Source organism: Mesorhizobium sp. M0518 (genome assembly GCF_040321125.1).
In the GTDB taxonomy this organism is placed as follows: Bacteria; Pseudomonadota; Alphaproteobacteria; order Rhizobiales; family Rhizobiaceae; genus Mesorhizobium.
On record NZ_JAMYQY010000002.1, the window covers coordinates 86,284 to 108,910 of the forward strand.

At 64.3% G+C, this 22,627-nt stretch carries 28 protein-coding genes; all 28 read left to right on the forward strand.

The features are described from left to right. Positions 1 to 144 precede the first annotated feature (144 nt). Positions 145 to 312, forward strand: a complete 168-nt coding sequence (locus NKI66_RS03285) for a hypothetical protein (RefSeq protein ID WP_352703779.1) — start codon at positions 145 to 147, stop codon at positions 310 to 312. Between the two features lie 134 nt (positions 313 to 446). After that, on the forward strand, positions 447 to 887 hold the full coding sequence (locus NKI66_RS03290) for a hypothetical protein (protein WP_352750822.1): 441 nt from the start codon (positions 447 to 449) through the stop codon (positions 885 to 887). A 617-nt stretch (positions 888 to 1,504) separates the two neighbouring features. Next, positions 1,505 to 1,831, forward strand: a complete 327-nt coding sequence (locus NKI66_RS03295) for a DUF736 domain-containing protein (protein ID WP_352547069.1) — start codon at positions 1,505 to 1,507, stop codon at positions 1,829 to 1,831. A 175-nt stretch (positions 1,832 to 2,006) separates the two neighbouring features. Beyond that, positions 2,007 to 2,267 (forward strand): DNA -binding domain-containing protein, encoded by a 261-nt coding sequence (locus NKI66_RS03300; protein ID WP_352750825.1) that lies wholly within the window; start codon positions 2,007 to 2,009, stop codon positions 2,265 to 2,267. Positions 2,268 to 2,401: 134 nt separating this feature from the next. Further along, a complete protein-coding gene (locus tag NKI66_RS03305) occupies positions 2,402 to 2,605 on the forward strand; it encodes a transcriptional regulator domain-containing protein (RefSeq protein WP_245266190.1) in 204 nt (67 codons plus the stop codon). A 16-nt stretch (positions 2,606 to 2,621) separates the two neighbouring features. Then, a complete protein-coding gene (locus NKI66_RS03310) occupies positions 2,622 to 3,167 on the forward strand; it encodes a DUF2285 domain-containing protein (protein WP_352750828.1) in 546 nt (181 codons plus the stop codon). 141 nt (positions 3,168 to 3,308) lie between these two features. Then, positions 3,309 to 3,590, forward strand: coding sequence for a helix-turn-helix transcriptional regulator (locus NKI66_RS03315; RefSeq protein WP_023690466.1), 282 nt, complete (start codon positions 3,309 to 3,311; stop codon positions 3,588 to 3,590). An 18-nt stretch (positions 3,591 to 3,608) separates the two neighbouring features. Then, entirely contained in the window at positions 3,609 to 4,769 is a 1,161-nt protein-coding gene (locus NKI66_RS03320; protein ID WP_352750830.1) for a replication initiator protein A, read from the forward strand. After that, the gene (locus NKI66_RS03325; protein WP_352750833.1) at positions 4,766 to 5,008 is read left to right on the forward strand and encodes a hypothetical protein; all 243 of its coding nucleotides are present in this window, start codon (positions 4,766 to 4,768) and stop codon (positions 5,006 to 5,008) included. The genes NKI66_RS03320 and NKI66_RS03325 overlap by 4 nt, the downstream gene beginning before the upstream one ends. After that, positions 5,005 to 5,526, forward strand: a complete 522-nt coding sequence (locus NKI66_RS03330) for a DUF2840 domain-containing protein (protein ID WP_352750836.1) — start codon at positions 5,005 to 5,007, stop codon at positions 5,524 to 5,526. The genes NKI66_RS03325 and NKI66_RS03330 overlap by 4 nt, the downstream gene beginning before the upstream one ends. Beyond that, positions 5,523 to 6,068 carry a S26 family signal peptidase gene (locus tag NKI66_RS03335; protein ID WP_352750838.1) on the forward strand — a complete coding sequence of 182 codons (546 nt, stop codon included), beginning with the start codon at positions 5,523 to 5,525 and terminating at the stop codon, positions 6,066 to 6,068. Before NKI66_RS03330 ends, NKI66_RS03335 begins: the two co-directional genes overlap by 4 nt. A gap of 69 nt (positions 6,069 to 6,137) precedes the next feature. Then, on the forward strand, positions 6,138 to 6,473 hold the full coding sequence (locus NKI66_RS03340; RefSeq protein ID WP_352677194.1) for a DUF736 domain-containing protein: 336 nt from the start codon (positions 6,138 to 6,140) through the stop codon (positions 6,471 to 6,473). 3 nt (positions 6,474 to 6,476) lie between these two features. Further along, entirely contained in the window at positions 6,477 to 7,250 is a 774-nt protein-coding gene (locus NKI66_RS03345) for a lytic transglycosylase domain-containing protein (protein ID WP_352750841.1), read from the forward strand. A 244-nt stretch (positions 7,251 to 7,494) separates the two neighbouring features. Then, positions 7,495 to 9,234, forward strand: a complete 1,740-nt coding sequence (locus NKI66_RS03350; protein WP_352750843.1) for a relaxase/mobilization nuclease domain-containing protein — start codon at positions 7,495 to 7,497, stop codon at positions 9,232 to 9,234. A 27-nt stretch (positions 9,235 to 9,261) separates the two neighbouring features. Further along, positions 9,262 to 11,247, forward strand: a complete 1,986-nt coding sequence (locus NKI66_RS03355; protein ID WP_352750846.1) for a conjugal transfer protein TraG — start codon at positions 9,262 to 9,264, stop codon at positions 11,245 to 11,247. A gap of 7 nt (positions 11,248 to 11,254) precedes the next feature. Further along, positions 11,255 to 11,710, forward strand: coding sequence for a ribbon-helix-helix domain-containing protein (locus NKI66_RS03360; RefSeq protein WP_352750849.1), 456 nt, complete (start codon positions 11,255 to 11,257; stop codon positions 11,708 to 11,710). Between the two features lie 337 nt (positions 11,711 to 12,047). After that, the gene (locus NKI66_RS03365) at positions 12,048 to 12,422 is read left to right on the forward strand and encodes a type II toxin-antitoxin system RelE/ParE family toxin (RefSeq protein ID WP_352750852.1); all 375 of its coding nucleotides are present in this window, start codon (positions 12,048 to 12,050) and stop codon (positions 12,420 to 12,422) included. Next, on the forward strand, positions 12,419 to 12,736 hold the full coding sequence (locus NKI66_RS03370; RefSeq protein ID WP_006338687.1) for a helix-turn-helix domain-containing protein: 318 nt from the start codon (positions 12,419 to 12,421) through the stop codon (positions 12,734 to 12,736). The genes NKI66_RS03365 and NKI66_RS03370 overlap by 4 nt, the downstream gene beginning before the upstream one ends. Before the next feature lie 215 nt (positions 12,737 to 12,951). Further along, the gene (gene trbB / locus NKI66_RS03375) at positions 12,952 to 13,968 is read left to right on the forward strand and encodes a P-type conjugative transfer ATPase TrbB (RefSeq protein ID WP_352750855.1); all 1,017 of its coding nucleotides are present in this window, start codon (positions 12,952 to 12,954) and stop codon (positions 13,966 to 13,968) included. A 35-nt stretch (positions 13,969 to 14,003) separates the two neighbouring features. Beyond that, a complete protein-coding gene (locus tag NKI66_RS03380; RefSeq protein WP_352751102.1) occupies positions 14,004 to 14,297 on the forward strand; it encodes a TrbC/VirB2 family type IV secretion system protein in 294 nt (97 codons plus the stop codon). Between the two features lie 29 nt (positions 14,298 to 14,326). Further along, positions 14,327 to 14,593 carry a VirB3 family type IV secretion system protein gene (locus NKI66_RS03385; RefSeq protein WP_502900917.1) on the forward strand — a complete coding sequence of 89 codons (267 nt, stop codon included), beginning with the start codon at positions 14,327 to 14,329 and terminating at the stop codon, positions 14,591 to 14,593. 14 nt (positions 14,594 to 14,607) lie between these two features. Beyond that, positions 14,608 to 17,046, forward strand: a complete 2,439-nt coding sequence (gene trbE / locus NKI66_RS03390) for a conjugal transfer protein TrbE (RefSeq protein WP_352750860.1) — start codon at positions 14,608 to 14,610, stop codon at positions 17,044 to 17,046. Beyond that, entirely contained in the window at positions 17,043 to 17,801 is a 759-nt protein-coding gene (trbJ, locus tag NKI66_RS03395; RefSeq protein ID WP_352750863.1) for a P-type conjugative transfer protein TrbJ, read from the forward strand. Before trbE ends, trbJ begins: the two co-directional genes overlap by 4 nt. Positions 17,802 to 17,811: 10 nt before the next feature. After that, the gene (gene trbK-alt, locus NKI66_RS03400) at positions 17,812 to 18,207 is read left to right on the forward strand and encodes a putative entry exclusion protein TrbK-alt (protein ID WP_352750866.1); all 396 of its coding nucleotides are present in this window, start codon (positions 17,812 to 17,814) and stop codon (positions 18,205 to 18,207) included. 1 nt (position 18,208) lies between these two features. After that, positions 18,209 to 19,570, forward strand: a complete 1,362-nt coding sequence (trbL, locus tag NKI66_RS03405) for a P-type conjugative transfer protein TrbL (protein ID WP_352750869.1) — start codon at positions 18,209 to 18,211, stop codon at positions 19,568 to 19,570. Positions 19,571 to 19,572: 2 nt separating this feature from the next. Next, complete coding sequence (trbF, locus tag NKI66_RS03410) at positions 19,573 to 20,256, forward strand: conjugal transfer protein TrbF (RefSeq protein ID WP_352750872.1); 684 nt, start codon at positions 19,573 to 19,575, stop codon at positions 20,254 to 20,256. Then, entirely contained in the window at positions 20,253 to 21,392 is a 1,140-nt protein-coding gene (gene trbG / locus NKI66_RS03415; protein WP_352750875.1) for a P-type conjugative transfer protein TrbG, read from the forward strand. Before trbF ends, trbG begins: the two co-directional genes overlap by 4 nt. Beyond that, on the forward strand, positions 21,389 to 22,627 hold the full coding sequence (locus NKI66_RS03420) for a TraB/TrbI/VirB10 family type IV secretion system protein (protein ID WP_352750878.1): 1,239 nt from the start codon (positions 21,389 to 21,391) through the stop codon (positions 22,625 to 22,627). Before trbG ends, NKI66_RS03420 begins: the two co-directional genes overlap by 4 nt.

Here is a 22,627-nt window from a genome sequence, read left to right on the forward strand (position 1 = left end):
AGGCCATCAACCCGCAAGGGGTCGGACTACGCGAAGCGTGCCGCCGCTCCGGCTTCGCCTTCGCGGTGATTGCGGCCATCGGCCGAACACATCGGGCGCCTGTCAGCGGGGGAGGGTCCTCCGCTTCAAACAGGAGCCGGATCGATGTCCCTCGCCGACGCGCATGCCTTCGCCTTCAGCCTCGCCGCCACCCTCATGGTAGCCATCGTCATCTTTCGTGCCGGCGACGGCACTCTCTCGGTCGTGCCCGCGAACGAGTATGACGGCGACGACACCGCCATCATCGGCGAAATCGACCCGTTCACCCCATGACGGGGCGAACATTGCCGCTGGCGAAACAGAGCTTTGGCAGTTTTCGCCTGCGGTTTTCGTTGCTATGCTCTGCGCTGCGCCGAGGTGGTGGTGGAAGGCGCAATCGCCAGAGCTATTCTCTCGGAGACACCACCATGATCATCCTCGGCATGTTCGTTTGTATCGCGGCCATCGGTATCCTGTGCTGGTTGCTCTTCACGCTTGCTATCTTCGCCCTTCCGTTGTTCGTCGGGGTCAGCGCAGGCACGTGGGCATTCAACACCGGTGCCGGCTGGCTTGGCGCGATCCTCGTTGGTAGCCTCGCAGCCGGGTTGACGCTCGGCGTCGGCCAAATCCTCCTCAGCGTTATCAGCCCCATGTGGGCCAAGCTGGCGATCACGCTGGTCTTCATCGCGCCTGCGATCGTTGCCGGCTACCATGCCTCCCATGGCATCGCGAAGCACATGATGCCTTCGGAAACCTGGCAGATCGTCTTTTCCATCATTGGCGCGACCGCCGTCGGCGTCACGGCATATCTCCGGGTCGCGGGCATGACAGCCGCCGACCAATCCGGCAGGGACGTGGTTCGAGGCTAGACCCGCGCGGGCGAGGCGGATGGACCAGACCGACGAAGGCCTAGCCTCCTCACTATCGGTGGTTGGAGCAATCGGGCTACATGCCAAGGATCGAGCAACGGCCACGTGCCGGCGCGGCCCCGTCTGTGGACCTGGACTTTCTTCGGTCGATGTCGCAAGGCAGGCCGACCAGTCGGTGGCAGGACGGCAGCGCGACCGGTCGCCGCGTCGTTGGAGGTGCGCGGGATCCGATGCCTGGAATGTGTACGCGATGCCAGTGAAGCTCGTAGCGATCCGCTGGCTGCGCGTTGGGTACCAGTGTCTCCGTTGCCAATCCGTCCCAAGAGCGCTCCAAACGGCCTCTTCAATGGGCTGATCTGCCCGAAGGACGGCTGAAGCCTCGACCGCCTGAGCCGCAACGGCGCGTCTCGACTTTCTTCCCCTGCCGGCTCCCACCCCATGCCGCAAGCGCATGGGGACCCCGAGCGCCGCCATTCCTCGCGAGACAAGAAAGCCGTTCCTGCGCCGTCCTCCGCGTTGCTCCGGTCGCAAGCGATGCGTCGTCGGTCGCCTCCGGCCAAGTGATCGCCATCGAGGCCGCATGGTGCGGGCTCGGGAACAGAAAACGGAGACTTACAATGGCTACCATCGGCACCTTCAAGAAGACCACCGCGAACGAATTCACCGGCGAAATCGTCACCCTCAGCGTCCAGGCCAAGAACGTGCGCATCGTTCCAGACACACGCGCCACTGGCGAGAACGCTCCCAGCCACCGGGTGCTGGTCGGCCGCGCCGAGATCGGCGCCGCATGGTCGAAGACCTCCAACGAAGGCCGCGACTACCTGGGTCTCAAGCTCGACGATCCGAGCTTCAACGCCCCGATCTACGCCAACCTCTTCGACGACGAGGAAGGTGAGGGTTTCTCGCTCATCTGGTCCCGCCCGAACGCGCGGCGGGGTGACTAGGGACCCGCGCAGGCCCCGGCCGGAAGGCCGGGGCCTTCTTTCGCGGACGTCCGGTTCGGTTCACTCAAGCCGAGAGCGATGCCGAAACCGCATCGCCTGATGCTGATCAACCATCCTCCGCTGGCAAAATTGTTTCTATAAAATGCAGGCTCACTCTGTGAAGACGAGGCAAGCGATGATCGAGCCGTTTGACGAAACCGCGCCGACCAGTGACGAACTCACCGAATACGATCGGGAACACGTCAAGCTCTATGTGCGCCTGCTTGACGCCGCCGACGACGGCGCGGACTGGCGCGAGGTGGTCGAAATCCTCTTCGGCATTGATCTGAGGAAGGAGCCACAACGCGCCCGGCGCATCCACGACAGCCATCTGGCGCGAGCGCGCTGGATGGCGCGTGCAGGCTACCGTCATCTCTTGCGTCGACCCGGCAACTAGCACCACAGCGCCCGTGGTTCGCGGGTGATGCCGAAGTGGCATCACCCGATGCCCGGCAAGGGTCTTCCGCCAATCGCTACAACCCGGAATCGTTTGGAGGCGGGGTCTACGCGTTGTTTGCGAGGAGCTCTTGGATGAGGCCGGATACGTCGCATTGGCGAGACAATGACAGCTACGACTATTTCGATACTTTACCAATCGAAGGGCTCGCCTGGGAGTGCCTGCGACGTCACGAACCCTATCAACGGCACTACCGAGCGCTCCTGACCACAAGAGCCGAGAAAGCACCATTCCGGCCTGAGGCACAGCGGCTGTGGGGGTTACGATTTCCCGGCTAGGCCGGATTTGTCCGCCTTGGCGCAAGACGTTCTGTGGTCGCCTGACGTCGATCCAGCTGTGGTTTCTCTCGTGCCGGCGCCGGAATTCCTGTCGTCCTTGCGATCGGCGCCGTTGACCGGCCTGGGCGTGGTCCACGACAGCCCGGAAGGACGTCACAGTGTCCATAGTGCAGGTGTCGCGACCCAACTTCTCCTTCTGCCCGGCAGTGACCCGCACGGCCACCTGGCGGCGCTGATCCCCTTGGATGCAGAAACGTTGGGACGCATCGAAGCACTCACCCGTTTCTGGCGTTCCTGGCAAAAGCGCCCAACAGCTTCGGACACGCGGATGACACCACAGCAGCGACGCCGCTTTCGTCTGATGATGCAGGCCGCTGACGGCCACTCGAATGGCGCGAGCTACCGCGACATTGCCGTCGCCATTTATGGGTCTAAGCGCGTCGCTGCCGATCCCTGGAAGACCTCCGCGCTGCGCGACGCGGTGATCGGCCTCGTCGAAGGCGCCACCGCCATGATTGGCGGTGGCTATTTGCAGATCCTGCGTCATCGCCGTCGATCATAGCGGTTCTGGCCCCGGACAAGGGGTGGGATTTTAGCCCCCCTCAACTTCCCCATCCCTTGCGAAGCCCATTCTCCGCCACCGTGGTCGCCGTCCACCGCTGAACGCCAGCGGCTGCCCAAAAACCCCACGGAGGTTCGACCCATGCGACCCGATATCGCCGTTTTGCCGCCGCGCTTCCTGCGCACCAAGGAAGCCGCGGATTTCCTCAGCCTGTCCGCCCGCACGCTCGAAAAGCACCGTACCTATGGCACTGGTCCTTCCTATCGCAAGCTCGGCGGCCGTGTCGTCTATGCCGTCGACGATCTTCAGGCTTGGGCCGAACGCGGCGCTGTCACCTCTACATCCGATCCGCGTGGGTCGGTCCTGCCGGCCAAGCGTCACACGCCGACGCCGCCGACGCACGGCGGACGATACGCACGCTGACCGCGCGCGGATTTCCAAATGGCGGCACGAAACCAATCCCTTTCGGAGCGCGGGCAGCTCGACCTGTTCAGGGCGCTGCCTGGCGACTTCGCCCCACGAGATGCGCAGGATCTCATGGCCTATCCGTTCTTCTCCCTCTCCAAGACCCATCGCGTCGCGCCAATCAACTTCACGGCCGGCAACGTCACGATCCGGGTCGAAGCCGTACCCGATCATGGCATGGCGACCATCTGGGACGCCGACATCCTGATCTGGGCCGCGAGCCAGATCGTCGAGGCGCGCGATGCCGGCCTTCGCACCTCGCGCCTGATGGCCGCCACGCCCTATGAGATTCTGACCTTCGTCGGCCGCGGCAAGAGCCTGCGCGACTATCAGCGCCTGAAGGCGGGGCTTGACCGGCTGCAGTCGACCACCGTCTCGACGACGATTCGTCAGCCCGCCGAAGGCCGGCGTCACCGCTTCTCATGGATCAATGAGTGGCAGGAGCGCATCGATCGCCATGGCAAACCCGCGGGGATCGAGTTGATCGTCCCCGACTGGTTCTACCAGGCAGTCCTCGATGACGCGCTCGTGCTCACGATCGATCGCGCCTATTTCGACCTGACTGGCGGGCTGGAGCGCTGGCTCTATCGGCTGGTGCGCAAGCATGGCGGACGCCAGCCCGACGGCTGGCGCTTCGACTTCCGTCACCTTCACCAGAAATCCGGCAGCCTGTCGCCCCACAAGCGCTTTGCCTTCGAGCTGCGCGAAATCATCCGCCGCCAGCCGCTGCCCGGCTACACGCTCTTCCTCGAAGTGGAGATGGGCGGCCGGACGCTGCTCGCTTTCGAGCGGATCGCCTCCTGTGGAAAGCCTGTGGACGGCATCGTGCTATCGGGAACCGGACCTATCGTGCCATCGGGAACCGCAGGCTCGTGCTATCAGGAACCCAAACTGGGCCTAACCCTAGGAAAGCAAAGCCGAAATCGCGCCCTTAACTTAGACTCTAACCCAGAATCTAACCTTGAAGTGCGTACGCGCGATGTGCAGAGGCTCGTCCGGCGAGCCAGCCACGCACTCAGCGTAACCACCAACAAGACCCCGAACACGTCGACGGTTTCTGGCGGTCGCAACACGGCAACCAGCGTCTCCGAAGCCCCGAATCCGCCTCTTGATCCGCGCTCGGGAGCCACCCGATGATCGCCGCACTCCTCAATCAAAAGAGCCGTGTCGGCAAGGCAACTTTGACGCTGCCTCTCGCCGGTGAATTGACCTGCAAGGGAAATCAGTTCGCGACCCTCGTCGTGCGCCCGACCACCGACATGACGACTCAGGAGCGCGACCGCATCGCCGCTTTCCGCGACGGCGTCATCGTCGCCAACACGCTGCGCGAGATGCTCGCGCGCAAATTCCCAGCAACATCAGGAGAACCTTCATGACCGGCATCGCGGCTCCCCGCATGCGCGGCGCGTTCCCGGCCACGCACCACGCTACCGACAATCTCATCCATGTCGAACTGACCTGGGTCGAGAAGAGGATCGAGAACTGGATACGGTTCGGCACGCACGCCCACGAACAGATTGTTGATCGTCGCCGGCGCATCCTGTTCTATCGCCCCGGCACGGTCTTTGCGTTCGTGCGCTGGGCCGCGAACGATTTTGGAACGATCATCTCGCGCATCGATATCGTGCGTGCGGTAGCACCTGGCGACGCCTATCAGACACTGCCCTTCGTGCGCCCCGGCGGCGATATCCTGCTGAAGGTCGAGAGCTGGCCCAATGTCGAACGCGTGCTGCAGGCGATCGACGCCATCCAGCGCCTCGACATCGAGCCCGAGTTGGTGTCGCCCGATCATTGGCGGCACATCCACAACCGGATAACCGCCGGCCACACGCCGCGCAGCTACACACTCGACCAACATCGCGCCTTCCTGCTGCGCAAGAGGACCGAGCCGTGACGCGCGCCGGGATCATCCTCGCTAGCGTTCTCGCAACCATGGGGGTCGGCTATCCCGGCCTCACTTCGATGCCCACGAAGCTCATCTGGAATGCGTCAGCCAGCGCACCGATCGGCTTCTACACGATCGACTTCGACGGACCCTTCGAGGTCACCGATCTTGTCGCCGTCGACGCCCCCGAGCCAATCGCGGCGTTCCTCGCTGATCGCGGCTATCTGCCGAGGGGCGTGCCACTCTTGAAGCGCATCCGTGGCGTTTCCGGGCAACGTGTCTGTCGCTCGAACCTCACCATCACTGTCGATGGTATCGAGGCGGGCGCGGCGCTCGAGCGTGATCGGGCCGGCCGAGACCTGCCGGTCTGGAAGGGCTGCCGCCGCGTCTCGACCGGGGAAGTCTTCCTGATGAACTGGCAGGTCCGCGACAGCCTCGACGGACGTTACTTCGGCCTCCTCTCCACCAGCCAGATCATCGGCCGCGCCGTCCCACTGTGGACAGACGAGGACGGCAACGGCCGCTTCGAATGGCGCGCGCCAACGCGGTGAGCGCGCGACCGGCGGCGCGCGTCGTGCCGCCAGCCTTCATCACCGCACTACTGAAAACAGGAGCCTGACATGCAACAGATCGGGGAATTCACGCGCCAGAAGACTGGCTATAGCGGGCGCATCCACACGCTCAGCCTCAACCTGGATATCGCCATTGTGGCGGCAGAGGCGAGCGAAACGGAGAATGCGCCTGACTACCGCGTTCACGCCGGAAGCGAGGACGGCCCCGAGATTGGTGCCGGCTGGAAACGCTCCAGCGAAAAGGCCGGCGACTATGTCTCGATCCAGCTCGACGACCCGACCTTCGCGCAGCCGATACGCGCGAACCTCTTTCGCAATGGCGACGACAAAACGTCCTGGTCGCTGCACTGGGCGCGCCCGCGCGACCGTAGCGAGAAGGATTGAACGATGCGCGCTCGCCGTCCGTCGACGAGCCATCGCGGTGCGCCCGGGCCGTTTCGTGCTGCCCGGCGCATGGCTCTGCTCCTCCTTTGCGGCCTGTCCATCGCGACCGTCATGCCGGCGGCTACAGTGGCGCAGGACTTGGCCGTCCCACGGTCGTCCAAACGCGATCCGTTCGGCGCGCATATCGCAGAAGCCTCGCACCGCTTCGGCGTTCCGACCGCGTTGATACGCGCCGTCATGGGCAAGGAGAGCGCGGGCGATGTGCGCGCCGTCTCCAGCGCAGGCGCCCGCGGCTTGATGCAGATCATGCCCGGTACATGGGACTATCTGCGCGCCCGATGGTCGCTTGGCCGCGATCCATTCGATCCCCGGGACAACATCCTGGCCGGAACGGCGTACCTGCGCGAACTGCACGACCGCTTTGGTTCGCCGGGATTTCTGGCCGCCTACAATGCGGGACCATCGCGTTACGAAGCCTATCTTGCCGGGCGTCCGCTGCCGGCGGAGACCCGCGCCTACGTAGCGGCGCTAGCCACCGTGATCGGCGAATGCGAGGGCAAGCGCCCTTTCGCCGTCACGTCTGTCGAGGCTATTCCCTGGACAAAGGCTCCGCTGTTCGAAAGCAAGCCAGATCGCAAACAAACTGCCGCCCTCCAGCCGGTCGGGCGCCTGCCAAATGACACTACCTCTGCATCCCCGGTGCACGACGTCGGTGCCATCGTGCCACTGTCCACGGGCCTCTTCGTGACCCGGCAAGAGGCGGGAATCCAGCCATGAAGGCAAATTGGCTTTATCGTACAATCGGCCGCCCCAGCGCATCGCTGCGTATGCGGAGACGGTGGGTCTGCAAAACAACCGGGCGATGGCGAGATAAAAGGCCGCGAGGTGCGGAGTCGTTCGGTCGTGTTGTTTCAAAGGCTTATGCATCATTTTCGCGAGGTGCGAGGCGTTCACGCACCTCGCCAGAACGCCATTTTACCCGCAGTTTCCGTGACTTGACGCGATGTGTGAGGTCTTCGCCATGATCGGCGACGATGATTTCCACATCCGCCCAGGCCGCATCCGCCCGTCTGGCGCCCAGCGCGCCAGGCCCTTCATCGCGCAGGCGCTTGCCGCCGCCCAGAAAGCCGGCGCCCGTATCTCTCGCTCTGGCCGGATCGGTCCGGGCAATCGCTCGACCTTCGGGCGTGGCCGTTCGGCGAGCGTCCGCGCCAATCGTCTCCTCACTGGCCGCTCGCGCTCCGTGATCATCAAGACACGGCTGGTGCGCCATCACGCGCGCGCCGCGCTGCTTGCGGCCCATCTCACCTATCTGCGCCGCGAGGGCGTCACCCGTGACGGGGAGAAGGCAAGGCTGTTCGGGCCGCAGGCCGATGCGGTGGACGGCGGTGCTTTTGCTGAGCGGTGCAACGATGATCGGCACCACTTCCGCTTCATCGTCTCGCCGGAAGATGCCGTCGACTTGGCGGACCTCAAATCCTTCGCCCGCGATCTGATGGGGCAGATGGAAAAGGACCTTGGCACGAAGCTCGATTGGGCGGGCGTCGATCACTGGAACACCGACAATCCGCACCTTCATATCATTTTGCGCGGTCACACTGATGACGGGCAGGATCTCGTGATCTCCCGCGATTACATCAAGGAGGGGATGCGCGCCCGCGCCGCCGATCTCGTTACCCAGGAACTCGGCCCGCGCACCGATCTCGACATCCGCCGCAATCTGCAGCGTCAGGTCGAGGCCGAACGCTGGACCCAGCTTGACCGCCAACTTGTTCGCGACGGCCGCGACACAGGTGTCATCGACCTTGCCTGCTCCGAAAACGCTCAGCCCGATGAGTATCACGTGCTGAAGGTCGGGCGGGTGCGCAAGCTCGAAACCCTTGGCCTTGCCGAACAGGTCGGCCCGGGGCAATGGATGATCGACGACAAGGCCGAGGCGACGCTGCGCGAGCTTGGCGAACGCGGTGACATCATCAAGCGGATGCACCGCGCCTTGACAGAACAGGGCATCGAGCGCGGCACGGCGAATTATGTGCTGGCGGCGGAGCGCCTCGACACGCCGATCGTCGGTCGGCTGGTCGACCGCGGTCTCGATGATGAGCTGAAGGGCAGCGCTTACGCCGTGGTCGATGGCATCGACGGCCGCACCCATCACATCAAGCTGTCCGATCTCGATGCCGCCGGCGACAGCGCTCCGGGTTCCATCGTTGAGCTGCGCAAGTTCCATGACGCGCAGGGACATGGGCGCGCAGCACTCGCTGTCCGTTCCGATCTCGATATTGAGCGGCAGGTTACCGCCGCCGGCGCGACTTGGCTTGACCGCCAGAATATTGCCCGCGAACCGATTGCGCTGTCGGAAGGGGGCTTTGGCGCCGAGGTACGGCAGGCGATGGAGCGCCGTGCCGACCACCTCGTACAACAGGGCCTGGGCGAGCGGCATGGCCAACGCATAAGCTTCACGCGCAACCTGATCGACACGCTGCGTCGCCGCGAACTGGAGGCGCTCGGCGAAAAGCTCTCGGCCGAAACCGGCCAGCCTTTCAACCGCGCCCGCGGCGGCGACTATGTCACCGGTTCCTACCGGCAGCGCTTCACGCTCGCGTCGGGCCGCTTCGCCATGATCGATGACGGCCTCGGTTTCCAACTGGTGCCCTGGACGCCGTCTCTCGAAAAGCATCTTGGCCGCCACGTCTCGGGCGTCGCTCGCGATGACGGCGGCATCGACTGGAGCTTCGCCCGCAAGCGGACCCTCGGTCTCTAACCTCATTGTGAAGAAAGGACCGCTTCTATGTCCGCCACCAAAATACTCTGGGGCCAGATCCTCGCGGTCTTGATGATCGTGCTGATCACCACCTGGAGCGCGACGCAATGGGTGGCCTGGCGCCTGGCGTTCCAGCCCCAGCTCGGCAGGCCATGGTTCCATGTCCTGGGCTTTCCGTTTTACCTTCCGCCGTCCTTCTTCTGGTGGTGGTATGGCTTCGATGCCTACGCGCCGTCGATCTTCGTGGAGGGAGCCTTTATCGCGGCTTCCGGCGGTTTCGCCTGCGTCGCCGTCGCCATAGGCATGTCGGTCTGGCGGGCACGCGAGGCCAAGAAGGTCGAGACCTACGGCTCCGCCCGCTGGGCCGACAAGCAGGAGATCAAGGCAACGGGCCTTCTCGGCTCCGATGGAGTGGTGCTTGGGCGGTTTGACGGCGCCTATCTGCGCCACGATGGACCGGAGCATGTGCTGTGCTTCGCGCCCACACGTTCGGGCAAGGGTGTCGGCCTCGTCGTCCCGTCATTGCTGACCTGGCCGAGCTCAGCCGTCGTTCACGATATCAAGGGCGAGAATTGGCAGCTCACCGCAGGCTTCCGCGCCAGGCATGGCCGTGTCCTGCTGTTCGATCCAACCAATCCGAAATCCTCATCCTACAACCCGCTGCTTGAGGTGCGTCGCGGCGAATGGGAAGTCCGCGACGTTCAAAACATCGCCGACATCCTGGTCGATCCCGAAGGCTCGCTCGAGCGGCGAAACCATTGGGAGAAAACCAGCCATGCCCTGCTGGTCGGCGCGATCTTGCATGTCCTTTACGCCGAGCAGGACAAGACGCTTGCCGGCGTTGCTGGTTTCCTCTCTGATCCAAGGCGTCCGATCGAATCGACGCTGTCCGCGATGATGAAAACGGCGCATTTGGGTGAAGCGGGTCCGCACCCGGTCATCGCCAGCGCCGCGCGAGAGCTCTTGAACAAATCCGACAACGAGCGCTCTGGCGTGCTGTCCACCGCCATGTCGTTTCTTGGCCTCTATCGCGATCCTGTCGTGGCCGAGGTCACGCGCCGCTGCGACTGGCGCATCACCGATCTTGTCGACGACAAGCATCCGACGACACTCTACCTTGTCGTGCCGCCGTCCGACATCAACCGGACCAAGCCGCTCATTCGCCTGATCCTCAATCAGATCGGTCGCCGGCTGACCGAAGATCTGCAGGTGAGGGCGCAAGGGCACCGGCTGCTCCTGATGCTCGACGAGTTCCCGGCGCTTGGCCGTCTCGACTTCTTCGAGTCGGCGCTCGCCTTCATGGCCGGCTACGGCCTGAAAAGCTTCCTGATCGCTCAATCCCTCAATCAGATCGAGAGGGCGTACGGCGCCAACAACTCGATCCTCGACAACTGCCACGTCCGGGTAAGCTTTGCCACCAATGATGAGCGCACCGCCAAGCGCGTGTCCGACGCGCTGGGAACAGCGACCGAGATGAGGGCCATGAGGAACTATGCCGGCCACCGGCTTTCGCCGTGGCTCGGTCATCTCATGGTCTCCCGCTCGGAGACGGCTCGCCCTCTGCTCACGCCGGGTGAAGTGATGCAACTGCCGTCAACCGACGAGATTGTCATGGTCTCGGGTGCGCCGCCGATCCGCGCCAAAAAGGCGCGCTATCATGAAGATGCTCGCTTCCGGGAGCGTATCCTGCCGCCGCCGGTGCTGGCGGCGGCGGCGGAGGAGGGGAGGCCCGACGACTGGACGAAACTACCTGTGCCTTCCAGTCCCCAGATTGCTGAAGCCATGTCGGCGCCGTCGGCCACGGATGACGACACGACTGATTCCGAGCGTCGTCGGCAACCCGAGCTCAGTCGCGTCGAGCTGGTCGTGAAGCCTTCGACCGAGAACGAATTCGAGATCGATCACCTGGACGACGTGGAGGACGAGGTTGCCCGCAACCGTCGACTGACGCGCCTCATGCAGGGCATTGCGCGGCAGGCGTCGCTCGACCCCGGTGACGGCGTGGATATGTGAGGCTCCCATGGTAAAGCCACCCCGCAAACAACGCCTGTCCGTCTATCTCGATCCGAAGGTCATGAGCAGGCTGGCCGAACATGCGGCGCGCCGTGATTTTTCACGGTCGCTCGTCGCGGAGGCGGCCATCGAATCGTTCCTCTCACCCGATGCCGCCGAGCGGCAGGAGGCGGCGATCACCAAGCGGCTAGACCAGCTAGATCGCCGTATGACGCGCCAGGAGCGCGATGTCGCGATTGCCGTGGAGACGCTCGCTGTTTTCGTCCGCTTCTGGCTGGCGACAACACCAGCGTTGCCCGAGCCTGCGGTGCAGGCAGCCCACGCCAAGGCTGGCGAGCGCTATGATGCCTTCGTCACCGCGCTCGGCCGGCGCCTGGCGAAAGGTCCAAAGCTCCGACAGGAAATCTCCGAGGACATCGATGGCGGTCTGGACACACACCAGCCCGGCATACCCGTGCGCTAAATGGACTGGCGGACTGAGATTTTGTAAGCATCGATATGTCAAAACATATCAAAGCGTTGGAACGATATGTTGTCCTAAAACGCGCTTTGCCAACCTGTCGAGTTTGGCAGAAGAGAACTAGACAGCCGCAGGGTGGGGTCGCTGATACGGGAACCATGTTGGGCGCGAAATCCGCAATTTAAGATCCGTGATTGCATGAGGGACCACGCCTTTATGAGCTTCTATGATCACCTGGAAAAAACAGCCGTCTGAGCCGAACCAGTTATTTTCAGTGGCTAGGCGGTGTCAGGATTTTTCGTTGAAAATTATAGTCTGTATGCTATAAGGCAAAGGGCGAATGAGAAACCAAAAGCCCACGGTATGGATGGGGTCGTCGAAGGACGACCTGCGCGAGTTTCCGGTCGATGTTCGCCGGTTGATGGGTGTCGCAATCAACGACGCCCAGAATGGTGAGGAGCACCCGGCTGTCAAAGCCCTGAAAGGGTTTGGGGGCCGCAGCATCCTCGAGGTGGTCGACGACTTCGACGGAGATACCTACCGGGCCGTCTATGCGGTGCGCTTTGCCGGGGTGATCTACGTGCTTCATTGCTTCCAGAAGAAGTCGAAGAAGGGCAGGGAGACACCCAGGCACGAAATCGATGTCGTGACAGTGCGATTGAAGGCGGCCGAGGCGCACTACCGCGAAAACTATGCGAAAGGAACAAAGTCATGACAGAAGACATCACCGCCGAAGTGAGCAGCGGTAACGTGTTTGCGGACCTCGGCTTTGACAATCCCGAAGAGGAATTGCTCAAGGCCAAGCTGGCCCGCGAGATCCGCGCCATTATCAAGCGCCGGCGCCTGACCCAGGCGAAGTCGGCTGAACTGCTCGGAATGAAACAGCCCGACGTCTCCGCGATCGCCACCGGGCGCACGGGTAAGTTTTCAATAGACAGGCTGGTTCGCTGTCTGGACCGGCTCGACTACAAGGTCGACGTGGTGGTTCGCCACAAGCCTCGACGGTCAACTCGTGCTGAAGCCGCTTGATCAGACGGCTTGCCGACGAGCGTACAATTGACGGCGAGCGCCGCCCTTGCCTGAAGATCGCCGCCTTGATTACAGGTCGGCACCGCCAATCTCCTGTATTTGCACGCTACGCCACTACGCCTCGAAATAGGTGTTGAAACCTCTCGAGATGCGGCTCTCTTAATCATCCCCGTCCAGGGGCCGTCCATGTTCCCCCGGATCGAAACGGGGACCGGATGGCAGCTTCGCATCACAATTCAGAAGGTCTCGCGCGCGGCGCACGCATGCTGCGCACGGCGCTCGGACCCGCGATCGCGAGCTATCTCGACGACGCCGGCATCGTCGAAGTGATGCTCAATCCCGATGGGCGTTTGTGGATCGATCGCCTGTCCGAGGGGTTGTCCGACACAGGAGAGCGCCTGTCGGCGGCGGATGGCGAACGCATCGTTCGCCTCGTCGCTCATCATGTGGGCGCCGAAGTCCATGCCGGCGCCCCACGTGTCTCGGCCGAGCTGCCCGAGACCGGGGAGAGGTTCGAGGGACTTCTTCCTCCCGTCGTCGCGGCGCCCGCCTTCGCGATCCGCAAGCCCGCCGTCGCCATCTTCACCCTTGAAGACTATGTCGCGACCGGGATCATGTCGGCGTGCCAGGCGGACGCACTTCGGTTGGGCGTTGCCGGCCGCGCGAACATTCTCGTCGCTGGCGGCACATCCACGGGCAAGACCACGCTGATCAACGCGCTGCTCGCTGAAGTGTCCAAGACCGCCGATCGCGTCGTCATCATCGAGGATACGCGCGAACTGCAATGCGCCGCGCCCAATCTCGTGGCGATGCGCACGAAAGACGGTGTCGCGTCGCTATCCGATCTTGTTCGCTCATCGCTGCGCCTGCGACCCGACCGCATTCCGGTCGGCGAGGTGCGCGGGGCCGAGGCGCTCGAACTGCTCAAAGCCTGGGGCACCGGCCACCCCGGCGGCCTCGGCACGATCCACGCCGGCAGCGCCATCGGCGCGCTCCGGCGGATGGAGCAACTCATCCAGGAAGCCGTCGTTACCGTCCCGCGCGCTCTGATCGCCGAGACGATCGACCTGGTTGCCGTCCTTTCCGGCCGCGGCTCCGCGCGCCGGCTGTCCGAACTCGCCCGTGTCGATGGCCTTCGCCCGGACGGTGATTACCGGGTCGCGCCAGCCGTCCTCGCGAGCGGCGACAGCTCGACCTTGCTCATCCAAAGCCCTGAAGGAGAAAACCCGTGATCCAACGCCTGCGCCTCGCGCGCCATCGTCTCGCCATGACAGTTTCGGTTGCCACGCTTTCGCTCGTGATGGCCGCGCCCGCTTTTGCCTCCGGCTCGTCAATGCCATGGGAACAGCCGCTGCAACAGATCCTGCAGTCGATCGAAGGCCCGGTCGCCAAGATCATGGCGGTGATCATTATCATCGTAACCGGCCTGACGCTCGCCTTCGGCGACACGTCGGGCGGATTCCGCCGGCTCATCCAGATCGTGTTCGGCCTGTCCATCGCTTTCGCGGCGTCGAGCTTTTTCCTGTCGTTCTTCTCGTTCGGCGGCGGGGCGCTGGTCTGATGGCGGGTTCGGTCGAACAGAGCGGGTCAATGCGGGACTACGCAGTGCCGGGTTATGCGGTCCTCGTGCACCGGGCGCTGACCGAGCCGATCCTGCTCGGTGGCGCCCCGCGCGCCATTGCCATCATGAACGGGACGCTCGCCGGCGCCGTGGGGCTGGGACTGCGTCTGTGGCTCGTCGGCCTCGCAATCTGGGCGATCGGACATGTTGCCGCCGTCTGGGCCGCCAAGCGTGATCCGCTCTTCGTCGACGTTGTTCGCCGGCATCTGCGCATCCCCGCGCATCTCACGGTCTAAGCGAGGTCGCGCCAATGATGAACCTTGCAGAATATCGCAACCGGAGCAGCCGGCTCGCCGACTTCCTGCCCTGGGTGGCATTGGTCGGCGCCGGCGTCGTCCTCAACAAGGACGGCAGCTTCCAGCGCACCGCGCGCTTTCGCGGTCCCGATCTCGACAGCGCCGTTCCGGCCGAACTGGTCGCCGTCGCAGGCCGGCTCAACAATGCCTTCCGCCGCCTCGGCTCCGGCTGGGCGATCTTCGTCGAGGCGCAGCGCCATCCCTCGACCCGCTATCCCGACAGCAGCTTTCCGGATACGGCCTCCACGCTGGTCGATGCGGAACGAAAAGCGGGCTTCGAGGAGGCCGGCGCGCATTTCGAGTCCAGCTACTTTCTGACGCTCACCTACCTTGCGCCCGCCGAAGACACTGCGCGCGCGGAAAGCTGGCTCTATGAAGGGCGCGCGAAGAACGGCCTGGACCCCAATGAGGTGCTCACCGGGTTCACTGACCGCAGCGACCGCGTGCTGCGCCTTGTCGAAGCCTTCATGCCGGAGTGCCGCTGGCTCGACGACGCCGAGACGCTGACCTATCTGCATGGCTGCGTCTCGACCAATCGCCACCGTGTCCGCGTTCCCGAAACGCCGATGTATCTCGACGCCATGCTGGCCGACCAGCCGCTGACCGGCGGGCTTGAGCCGCGGCTTGGCGCGTCGCATCTGCGCATTCTAACGGTCACGGGGTTCCCGACCGCGACCACGCCGGGTCTGCTCGACGAACTGAACCGGCTGGCCTTCCCGTATCGCTGGTCGACACGCGCGATCCTGCTCGACAAGACCGATGCCACCAGGCTGCTGACAAAGATCCGGCGTCAATGGTTCGCGAAGCGAAAATCGGTCGCCGCGATCCTCAAGGAGGTGATGACCAACGAGGCGTCCGTCCTCGTGGACACCGACGCCGCAAACAAGGCCGCCGATGCCGACTTGGCGCTGCAGGAGCTCGGCGCCGACTATGCCGGCATGGCTTATGTCACTGCGACGGTGACGGTTTGGGACGATGATCCCGGCATCGCCGACGAGAAACTGCGCCTGGTCGAAAAGGTCATCCAGGGCCGCGATTTCACAGCAATCATCGAAACCATCAACGCCGTCGACGCCTGGCTCGGCAGCCTGCCGGGGCACGTTTACGCCAACGTCCGTCAACCTCCCATCTCCACCCTCAATCTCGCCCACATCATCCCGCTTTCCGCGGTGTGGGCGGGGCCGGAACGGGACGAGCATTTTGCAGCGCCCCCTCTGCTCTTCGGCAAGACCGAAGGCTCGACCCCGTTCCGGCTTTCGCTTCACGTCGGTGACGTCGGCCATACGCTGATCGTCGGCCCGACCGGAGCCGGCAAGTCCGTGCTGCTGGCACTGATGGCGCTCCAGTTCCGCCGCTATCCAGGGTCACAGGTTTTCGCCTTTGATTTCGGCGGCTCGATCCGCGCGGCGGCACTCGCCATGGGCGGCGACTGGCATGATCTCGGCGGCGATCTCAGCGATGGGGCGTCCGATAGCGTCAGCCTTCAGCCGTTCGCGCGTATTCATGATGTCCCCGAGCGCGCCTGGGCCGCCGACTGGATCGTCGCGATCCTGATCCGCGAGGGGATGACGATCACGCCTGAGATCAAGGAGCATATCTGGACGGCGTTGAGTTCTCTGGCGTCCGCGCCTGTCGAGGAGCGCACCATCACCGGCCTGATCGTGCTGCTGCAATCAAACGATCTCAAGCAGGCATTGCGCCCCTATTGCGTCGGAGGTCCCTATGGCCGCCTGCTCGATGCCGAGCACGAGCATCTCGGATCGGCGTCGGTCCTGGCATTCGAAACCGAGGGGCTGATCGGAACGGGTGCTGCGCCCGCGGTGCTATCCTATCTCTTCCATCGCATCGAGGACCGGCTCGATGGCTCGCCAACGCTTCTCATCATCGACGAAGGCTGGCTTGCGCTGGACGATGACGGTTTTGCCGGCCAGCTCCGCGAATGGCTGAAGACGCTGCGCAAGAAGAACGCCAGCGTCATCTTCGCCACGCAGTCGCTCAGCGACATTGACGGCTCGGCGATCGCGCCCGCGATCATCGAGAGTTGCCAGACCCGGCTTCTGCTGCCCAACGAGCGCGCCATCGAGCCACAGATCACGGCGATCTATCGTCGCTTCGGCCTCAACGACCGGCAGATCGAGATCATCGCGCGGGCGATGCCGAAGCGCGACTACTACTGCCAGTCCCGTCGCGGCAACCGGCTGTTCGAGCTCGGTCTGTCGGATGTGGCACTCGCGCTTTGCGCTGTATCCGCGAAGACCGACCAGACGGCGATCGCCCGCATCTTCGTCGAGCACGGCCGCGACGGTTTCCTCGCTGCCTGGCTGACCCACCGCAATTTGAGTTGGGCCGCTAAACTCGTTCCCACCCTAACCAGCAAGGAGAAGTCCCCATGAAACTGCGCCGCTCCCTTGGCATGCGGTTGGCCGCCGCAGTGCTTGTCGCGCCCGTCGCGCTCTCGCCCATCCTGGCGACGCCGGCACACGCCTTCATCGTTTTCGATCCGTCGAACTATTCGCAAAACGTCCTGACCGCAGCGCGCTCGCTCGAGCAGATAACCAACCAGATCACCTCGCTTCAGAACGAAGCGCAGATGCTCATCAACCAGGCCCGCAATCTCGCGAGCCTGCCGTTCTCCTCGCTGCAACAGCTCCAGCAGTCCGTGCAGCGTACGCAGCAACTGCTCGGTCAGGCGCAGAACGTTGCCTATGACGTCCAGCAGATCGATCAGGCTTTCCAGCAGAAATACGGCAACGTCTCGCTGTCGGCTTCGGATCAGCAACTCGTCGCCGACGCGCGCTCGCGCTGGGGCAACACGGTTGGTGGCCTTCAGGACGCTATGCGTGTGCAGGCGGGCGTCGTCGGCAACATCGACACCAATCGCAGTGAGATGTCGGCGTTGGTCGGCCAGAGCCAGGGTGCGACCGGCGCGCTTCAGGCAGCACAGGCCGGCAACCAGCTCCTCGCGCTTCAGGCCCAGCAGCTTGCCGATCTCACCGCTGTCGTCGCCGCGAACGGGCGGGCGCAGGCGTTGCAATCGGCCGAACAGGCCACCGCCGCCGACCAGGGCCGCGAGCAGCGCCGGCGCTTCCTGACGCAGGGCTCGGGCTACCAGCCCGGCAGTGCGCAGATGTTCTATGGCAAGAACTGAGGTCGGCGCGATGGAAGGCAAGCTCCTCGCTCGCATCGGCGCGGTCATCTTCATCGCGGTCGCCTTGACAGTGACCGCAATCGAGATGAGCAGCAAGGACGATGAGCCTGACGCCCTTGCGACGCGGGACCGTCCCATCGCGCCACAAGACCCACTCGCGGCCGAATTGCGTCGCTGTTCCGGGATCGGCGAGGCCGGTCCTCGCGATTCCGGTTGTCTGAAAGCGTGGGCAGCCAGCCGGCGCCGGTTTCTCGCTCCACGTGACTCGGCAACGGCGCCTGCTGCCGTTGCCCCGAAAACGTTATTCCCTGATGTGCCGGCATCAGCCAACCGGAGAGAAGGAGAGCGGCCGGATGTGACCGCTCCCGCGATGCAGGTCGAGCCGCCCCGGCCGGAGATTCGCTGACATGGGCGGCATGGGCGTCATCGACCATTTCCTCGAAGTCTTCACGCGCTACATCGACGGCGGCTTCGGCCTGCTCGGCGGCGAGGTCGGCTTCATCGCCACAACCCTGATCGTTATTGACGTGACGTTGGCTGCGCTCTTCTGGTCCTGGGGTGCGGACGACGACATCATGGCGCGCCTCGTCAAGAAAACGCTGTTCGTCGGCGTCTTCGCCTATCTCATCTCCAACTGGAACAATCTCGCCCGCATCGTCTTCGAAAGCTTCGCCGGGCTTGGCCTGAAGGCCTCGGGTACCGGTTTTGCCGTCAACGATCTCATGCGCCCGGGCAAGGTGGCGCAGACCGGGCTCGACGCCGGCCGGCCGTTGCTGGACTCGATCTCGAACCTGATGGGCTATTGGTCCTTCTTCGAGAACTTCATCCAGATCGCCTGCATGTTCTTCGCCTGGGCGCTGGTGCTGCTGGCCTTCTTCATCCTCGCGATCCAGCTCTTCGTCACCCTGATCGAGTTCAAGCTGACGACGCTCGCCGGTTTCGTGCTGATCCCCTTCGGTCTGTTCGGCAAATCCGCCTTCATGGCCGAGCGCGTGCTTGGCAACGTCATCTCGTCCGGCATCAAGGTGCTGGTGCTCGCCGTCGTCATCGGTATCGGTTCGACTCTTTTCTCCGAGTTCACCGCAGGCTTCAGCGGCAACACGCCGTCGATCGACGACGCCATGGCGATCGTGCTGGCCGCGCTGTCGTTGCTCGGCCTTGGCATATTTGGACCTGGCATTGCCAACGGTCTCGTCTCCGGCGGCCCGCAACTCGGCGCGGGCGCGGCGGTCGGCACCGGGCTCGCCGCCGGCGGCATGGCAGCAGTGGGCGCCGCGGCCGCCGGCACCGTCGTGTCCGGCGGCGCGGCTGTCAGCGGCGGTGCAGCAGCGGCCGCCCGTGGCGGTGCCGCCACCGCGGGCAGGGCATCCACAGCCTACAATCTCGGCGCGGCCGGAGAGTCTGGCTTTTCCGGCGTCGCATCCGGGCTCGGCGGTGTCATCAGCGCCGGCGCCCAGGGTGCCGTCTCACCGCTCAAGCGCGCGGCCAATAATGCGGCAGGCAGCATGAAGCATAGCTACCAGTCCGGCGCTCGCGCTGCCTTCGAGACGACGGGCGGATCGTCCACCGCTGGCACAATCGGCGCGAACGCCCCCGAAGCCGGCTCCGCTCCCGTCGCGTCCTCCGCAACCGAAAGTCAGCCTGCCTGGGCGAAGCGCATGAAGCGCTCGCAACAGATGACCCATGGCGTCCAGGCCGCCGCTCACGCCGTTCGCAGTGGCGACAGCCATGGCGGCGGCTCCTCGATCAACCTCTCTGAAAGTGACTGAGCATGTTCAAACGACCGTCCACACACTACGGCAGATCCCCACAACCCGAGACGCCCTACCAGCGTGCTGCCCAGGTCTGGGACGAGCGCATCGGTTCGGCTCGCGTGCAGGCGCGCAATTGGCGGTACATGGCCTTCAGTTCCCTGGCGCTCGCCGCGGGCTTCTCCGCAGCACTCGTCTGGCAATCCGCCAACGGCTCGATCGTGCCTTGGGTGGTGCAGGTCGATCGTCTCGGCCAGGCCCAGGCCGTCGCCCCTGCGGTCGGCGACTACCAGCCGAACGATCCGCAGATTGCCTTCTACCTGGCGCACTTCATCGAACAGGTGAGGTCGATCCCCGCTGATCCGGTCATCGTGCGGCAGAATTGGCTGCGCGCCTATGACTTCGCGACGCAGGGCGGGGCGCTGGCGCTCAACGACTATGCGCGCGCCAATGACCCGTTCACCAAGGTCGGCAAACAGCAGGTTGCCGTCGACGTGTCTTCGGTCATCCGCGCATCGCCGGCGAGCTTCCGCATCGCCTGGGTCGAACGCCGCTATCAGGATGGCTCACTCGCTTCCACGGAGCGCTGGTCCGCCATTCTCACCATTGTCGTCCAGCCCCCTCGCGACGCCGACACGCTGAGGAAGAACCCGCTTGGCATCTACATCAACGCCGTCAACTGGTCGAAGGAGCTTGGACAATGACGCCCGCATCCTGCAAAGCCGCCCCCTGGGGGCGCCCGGTTTTCCTCATCCACGCAATGCCGGTCTTCCGCAAAATGGCCTTTCCAGCACTTCTGCTTTGCGCTTCGGCGCTTGCGGGCTGTGCCACCAGGCAGAAGCCGCCGGAGATATCCTATGACGATCCGGTCGCGGCCGTGCATGCCGTCGATCCGCCCGCGCCCGTCAAGGTGGTGGAGCTGTCAAAGCCGCTGCCGCTTCCCGGCCAGCTGAAGCCGCTCGGCAAGGACACAAAGCTTGAGCCGGAACCGACCGATCCGACCGCGCGCGTGAACCTGGCCAATGCCGCCGCGCGCGTCCAGCCTGTGCGCAACGGTTTCATCAACTCGATGCAGGTCTATCCGTTCGTCGATGGCGCGCTCTATCAGGTCTATGCCTCGCCGGGGCAGATCACCGACATCGCGCTCCAGCCCGGCGAGCAACTCGTCGGCTCCGGCCCTGTCGCCGCCGGCGACACCGTGCGCTGGATCATCGGCGATACCGAGAGCGGTACAGGCGGGGCCAAGCAAGTCCACATCCTCGTCAAGCCGACGCGCGCCGACCTTCTCACCAATCTCGTCATCAATACCGATCGGCGTACCTATCACATGGAACTGCGCTCGACGCCGTCTACCTATATGGCGTCGGTTTCCTGGCAATACCCGCAGGACCAACTCATCGCCTTGCGCCGGCAGAACCAGCAGGCCGAGGCTGCACAGCCGGTCTCGACAGGCATCGATCTTTCTCGCGTCAATTTCCGCTACGACGTGACTGGCGATCGCGCACCATGGCGGCCGCTGCGCGCCTTCGACGATGGCAAGCAGGTGTTCATCGAGTTCCCGCGAGGCATCGGCCAGGGCGAGATGCCGCCACTCTTCGTGGTCGGGCCGGAAGGCGACACGTCCGAGCTGGTCAACTATCGCGTGCACGGCAACTACATGATCGTCGACCGGCTGTTTGCCGCCGCCGAGTTGCGCTTCGGGGCCGGCAAGAACCAGAGGCGCGTCCGCGTCTCCCGCACCGATGGGGTAAGGAGCAGTCGATTTTCATGGATGCGTGGCCCTCGTGAGACCCCGCCAGCGACGTACCTCCGAACAGACAGGGGAGGGTCGTCATCATGAGCGACAAAATGGATCCCGGGACGGAAGAAGGCCGGGGGCCGATAAATGACGCAGAAAGGGTGGAGCCAGCCGAAGATCACGCCCGTCCGTTGACAGGCGAGCCGGCCGCGGCCATGCGGCTACGCGCCGAGCCGCCGCGCGTAACACGTCTGTCCCGCAAGGCGCTGGCCGCATTGGGGCTCACCGCAAGCCTCACTGTAGGCGGGGCGCTGATTTATGCGCTGCAGAACCGTCAGCAAGGCCAGGGTCAGGAGCTCTATTCAACCGATAATCGTTCGACGCCCGACGGGCTCGCCGGCCTGCCAAAGGACTATGCGGGCGTTCCAAAGCTTGGCCCACCGCTTCCCGGCGATCTTGGCCGCCCGATCCTGAACGCGCAGAATGGCGGCACCGCGCCATTGTCAGGCCCTGTTGGACCGGACGCTGAGGAGCAGCGCCGGGAGCAGGAACTGGAGGCAGCGAGGACCGCGCGTCTGTTTGCATCGACGCAAACGCGGCCCGCAAGTGAGGCGACTGTCTCGACGACAGACGCCACGCCACAGGCTGATCTTGCCAGCCTTGGCCTCGCACCGCAGCCAGCGACGCCCTCGGCGCAGGACCGCCAACTCGCGTTCCTCAATCAGCCGCCGGACAAGCGCACCGTCTCGTCGGATCGTGTTGCGGCACCAGCGTCGACGAACGTTCTGCAGGCCGGCGCGGTCATCGCAGCCGCCCTCATCACTGGCATTCGCTCAGACCTGCCCGGTCAGATTACCGCGCAGGTAACGGAAAATGTCTATGACAGCCCCACCGGCCACATCCTTCTCGTTCCGCAGGGGACGCGCCTCATCGGCCAGTATGACAATGGCGTCGGCTTCGGCCAGCGCCGCGTGTTGCTGGTCTGGACCAGGCTGATTTTTCCAGACGGCCGCTCCATCGTTCTGGAACGTGAGCCTGGCGCAGACGCCGAGGGCTATGTCGGCCTCGAGGACGGCGTCGACTATCATTGGGGCGAGCTCTTCAAGGCTGCAGCACTTTCCACGGTTCTGAGCATCGGGGCGCAAGCCGGCTCATCGGGCCAGGAGAGCGACATCATGCGCGCTCTTCGCCAGGGCGCCTCGGACAGCATCAGCCAGACAGGCCAGCAGATTGTCCAGCGGCAGCTCAACATAGCGCCGACGCTCACCATCCGACCGGGATTCCCGGTGCGCGTGATCGTCACACGCGATCTCGTGCTCGAACCTTACGGAGGCTGA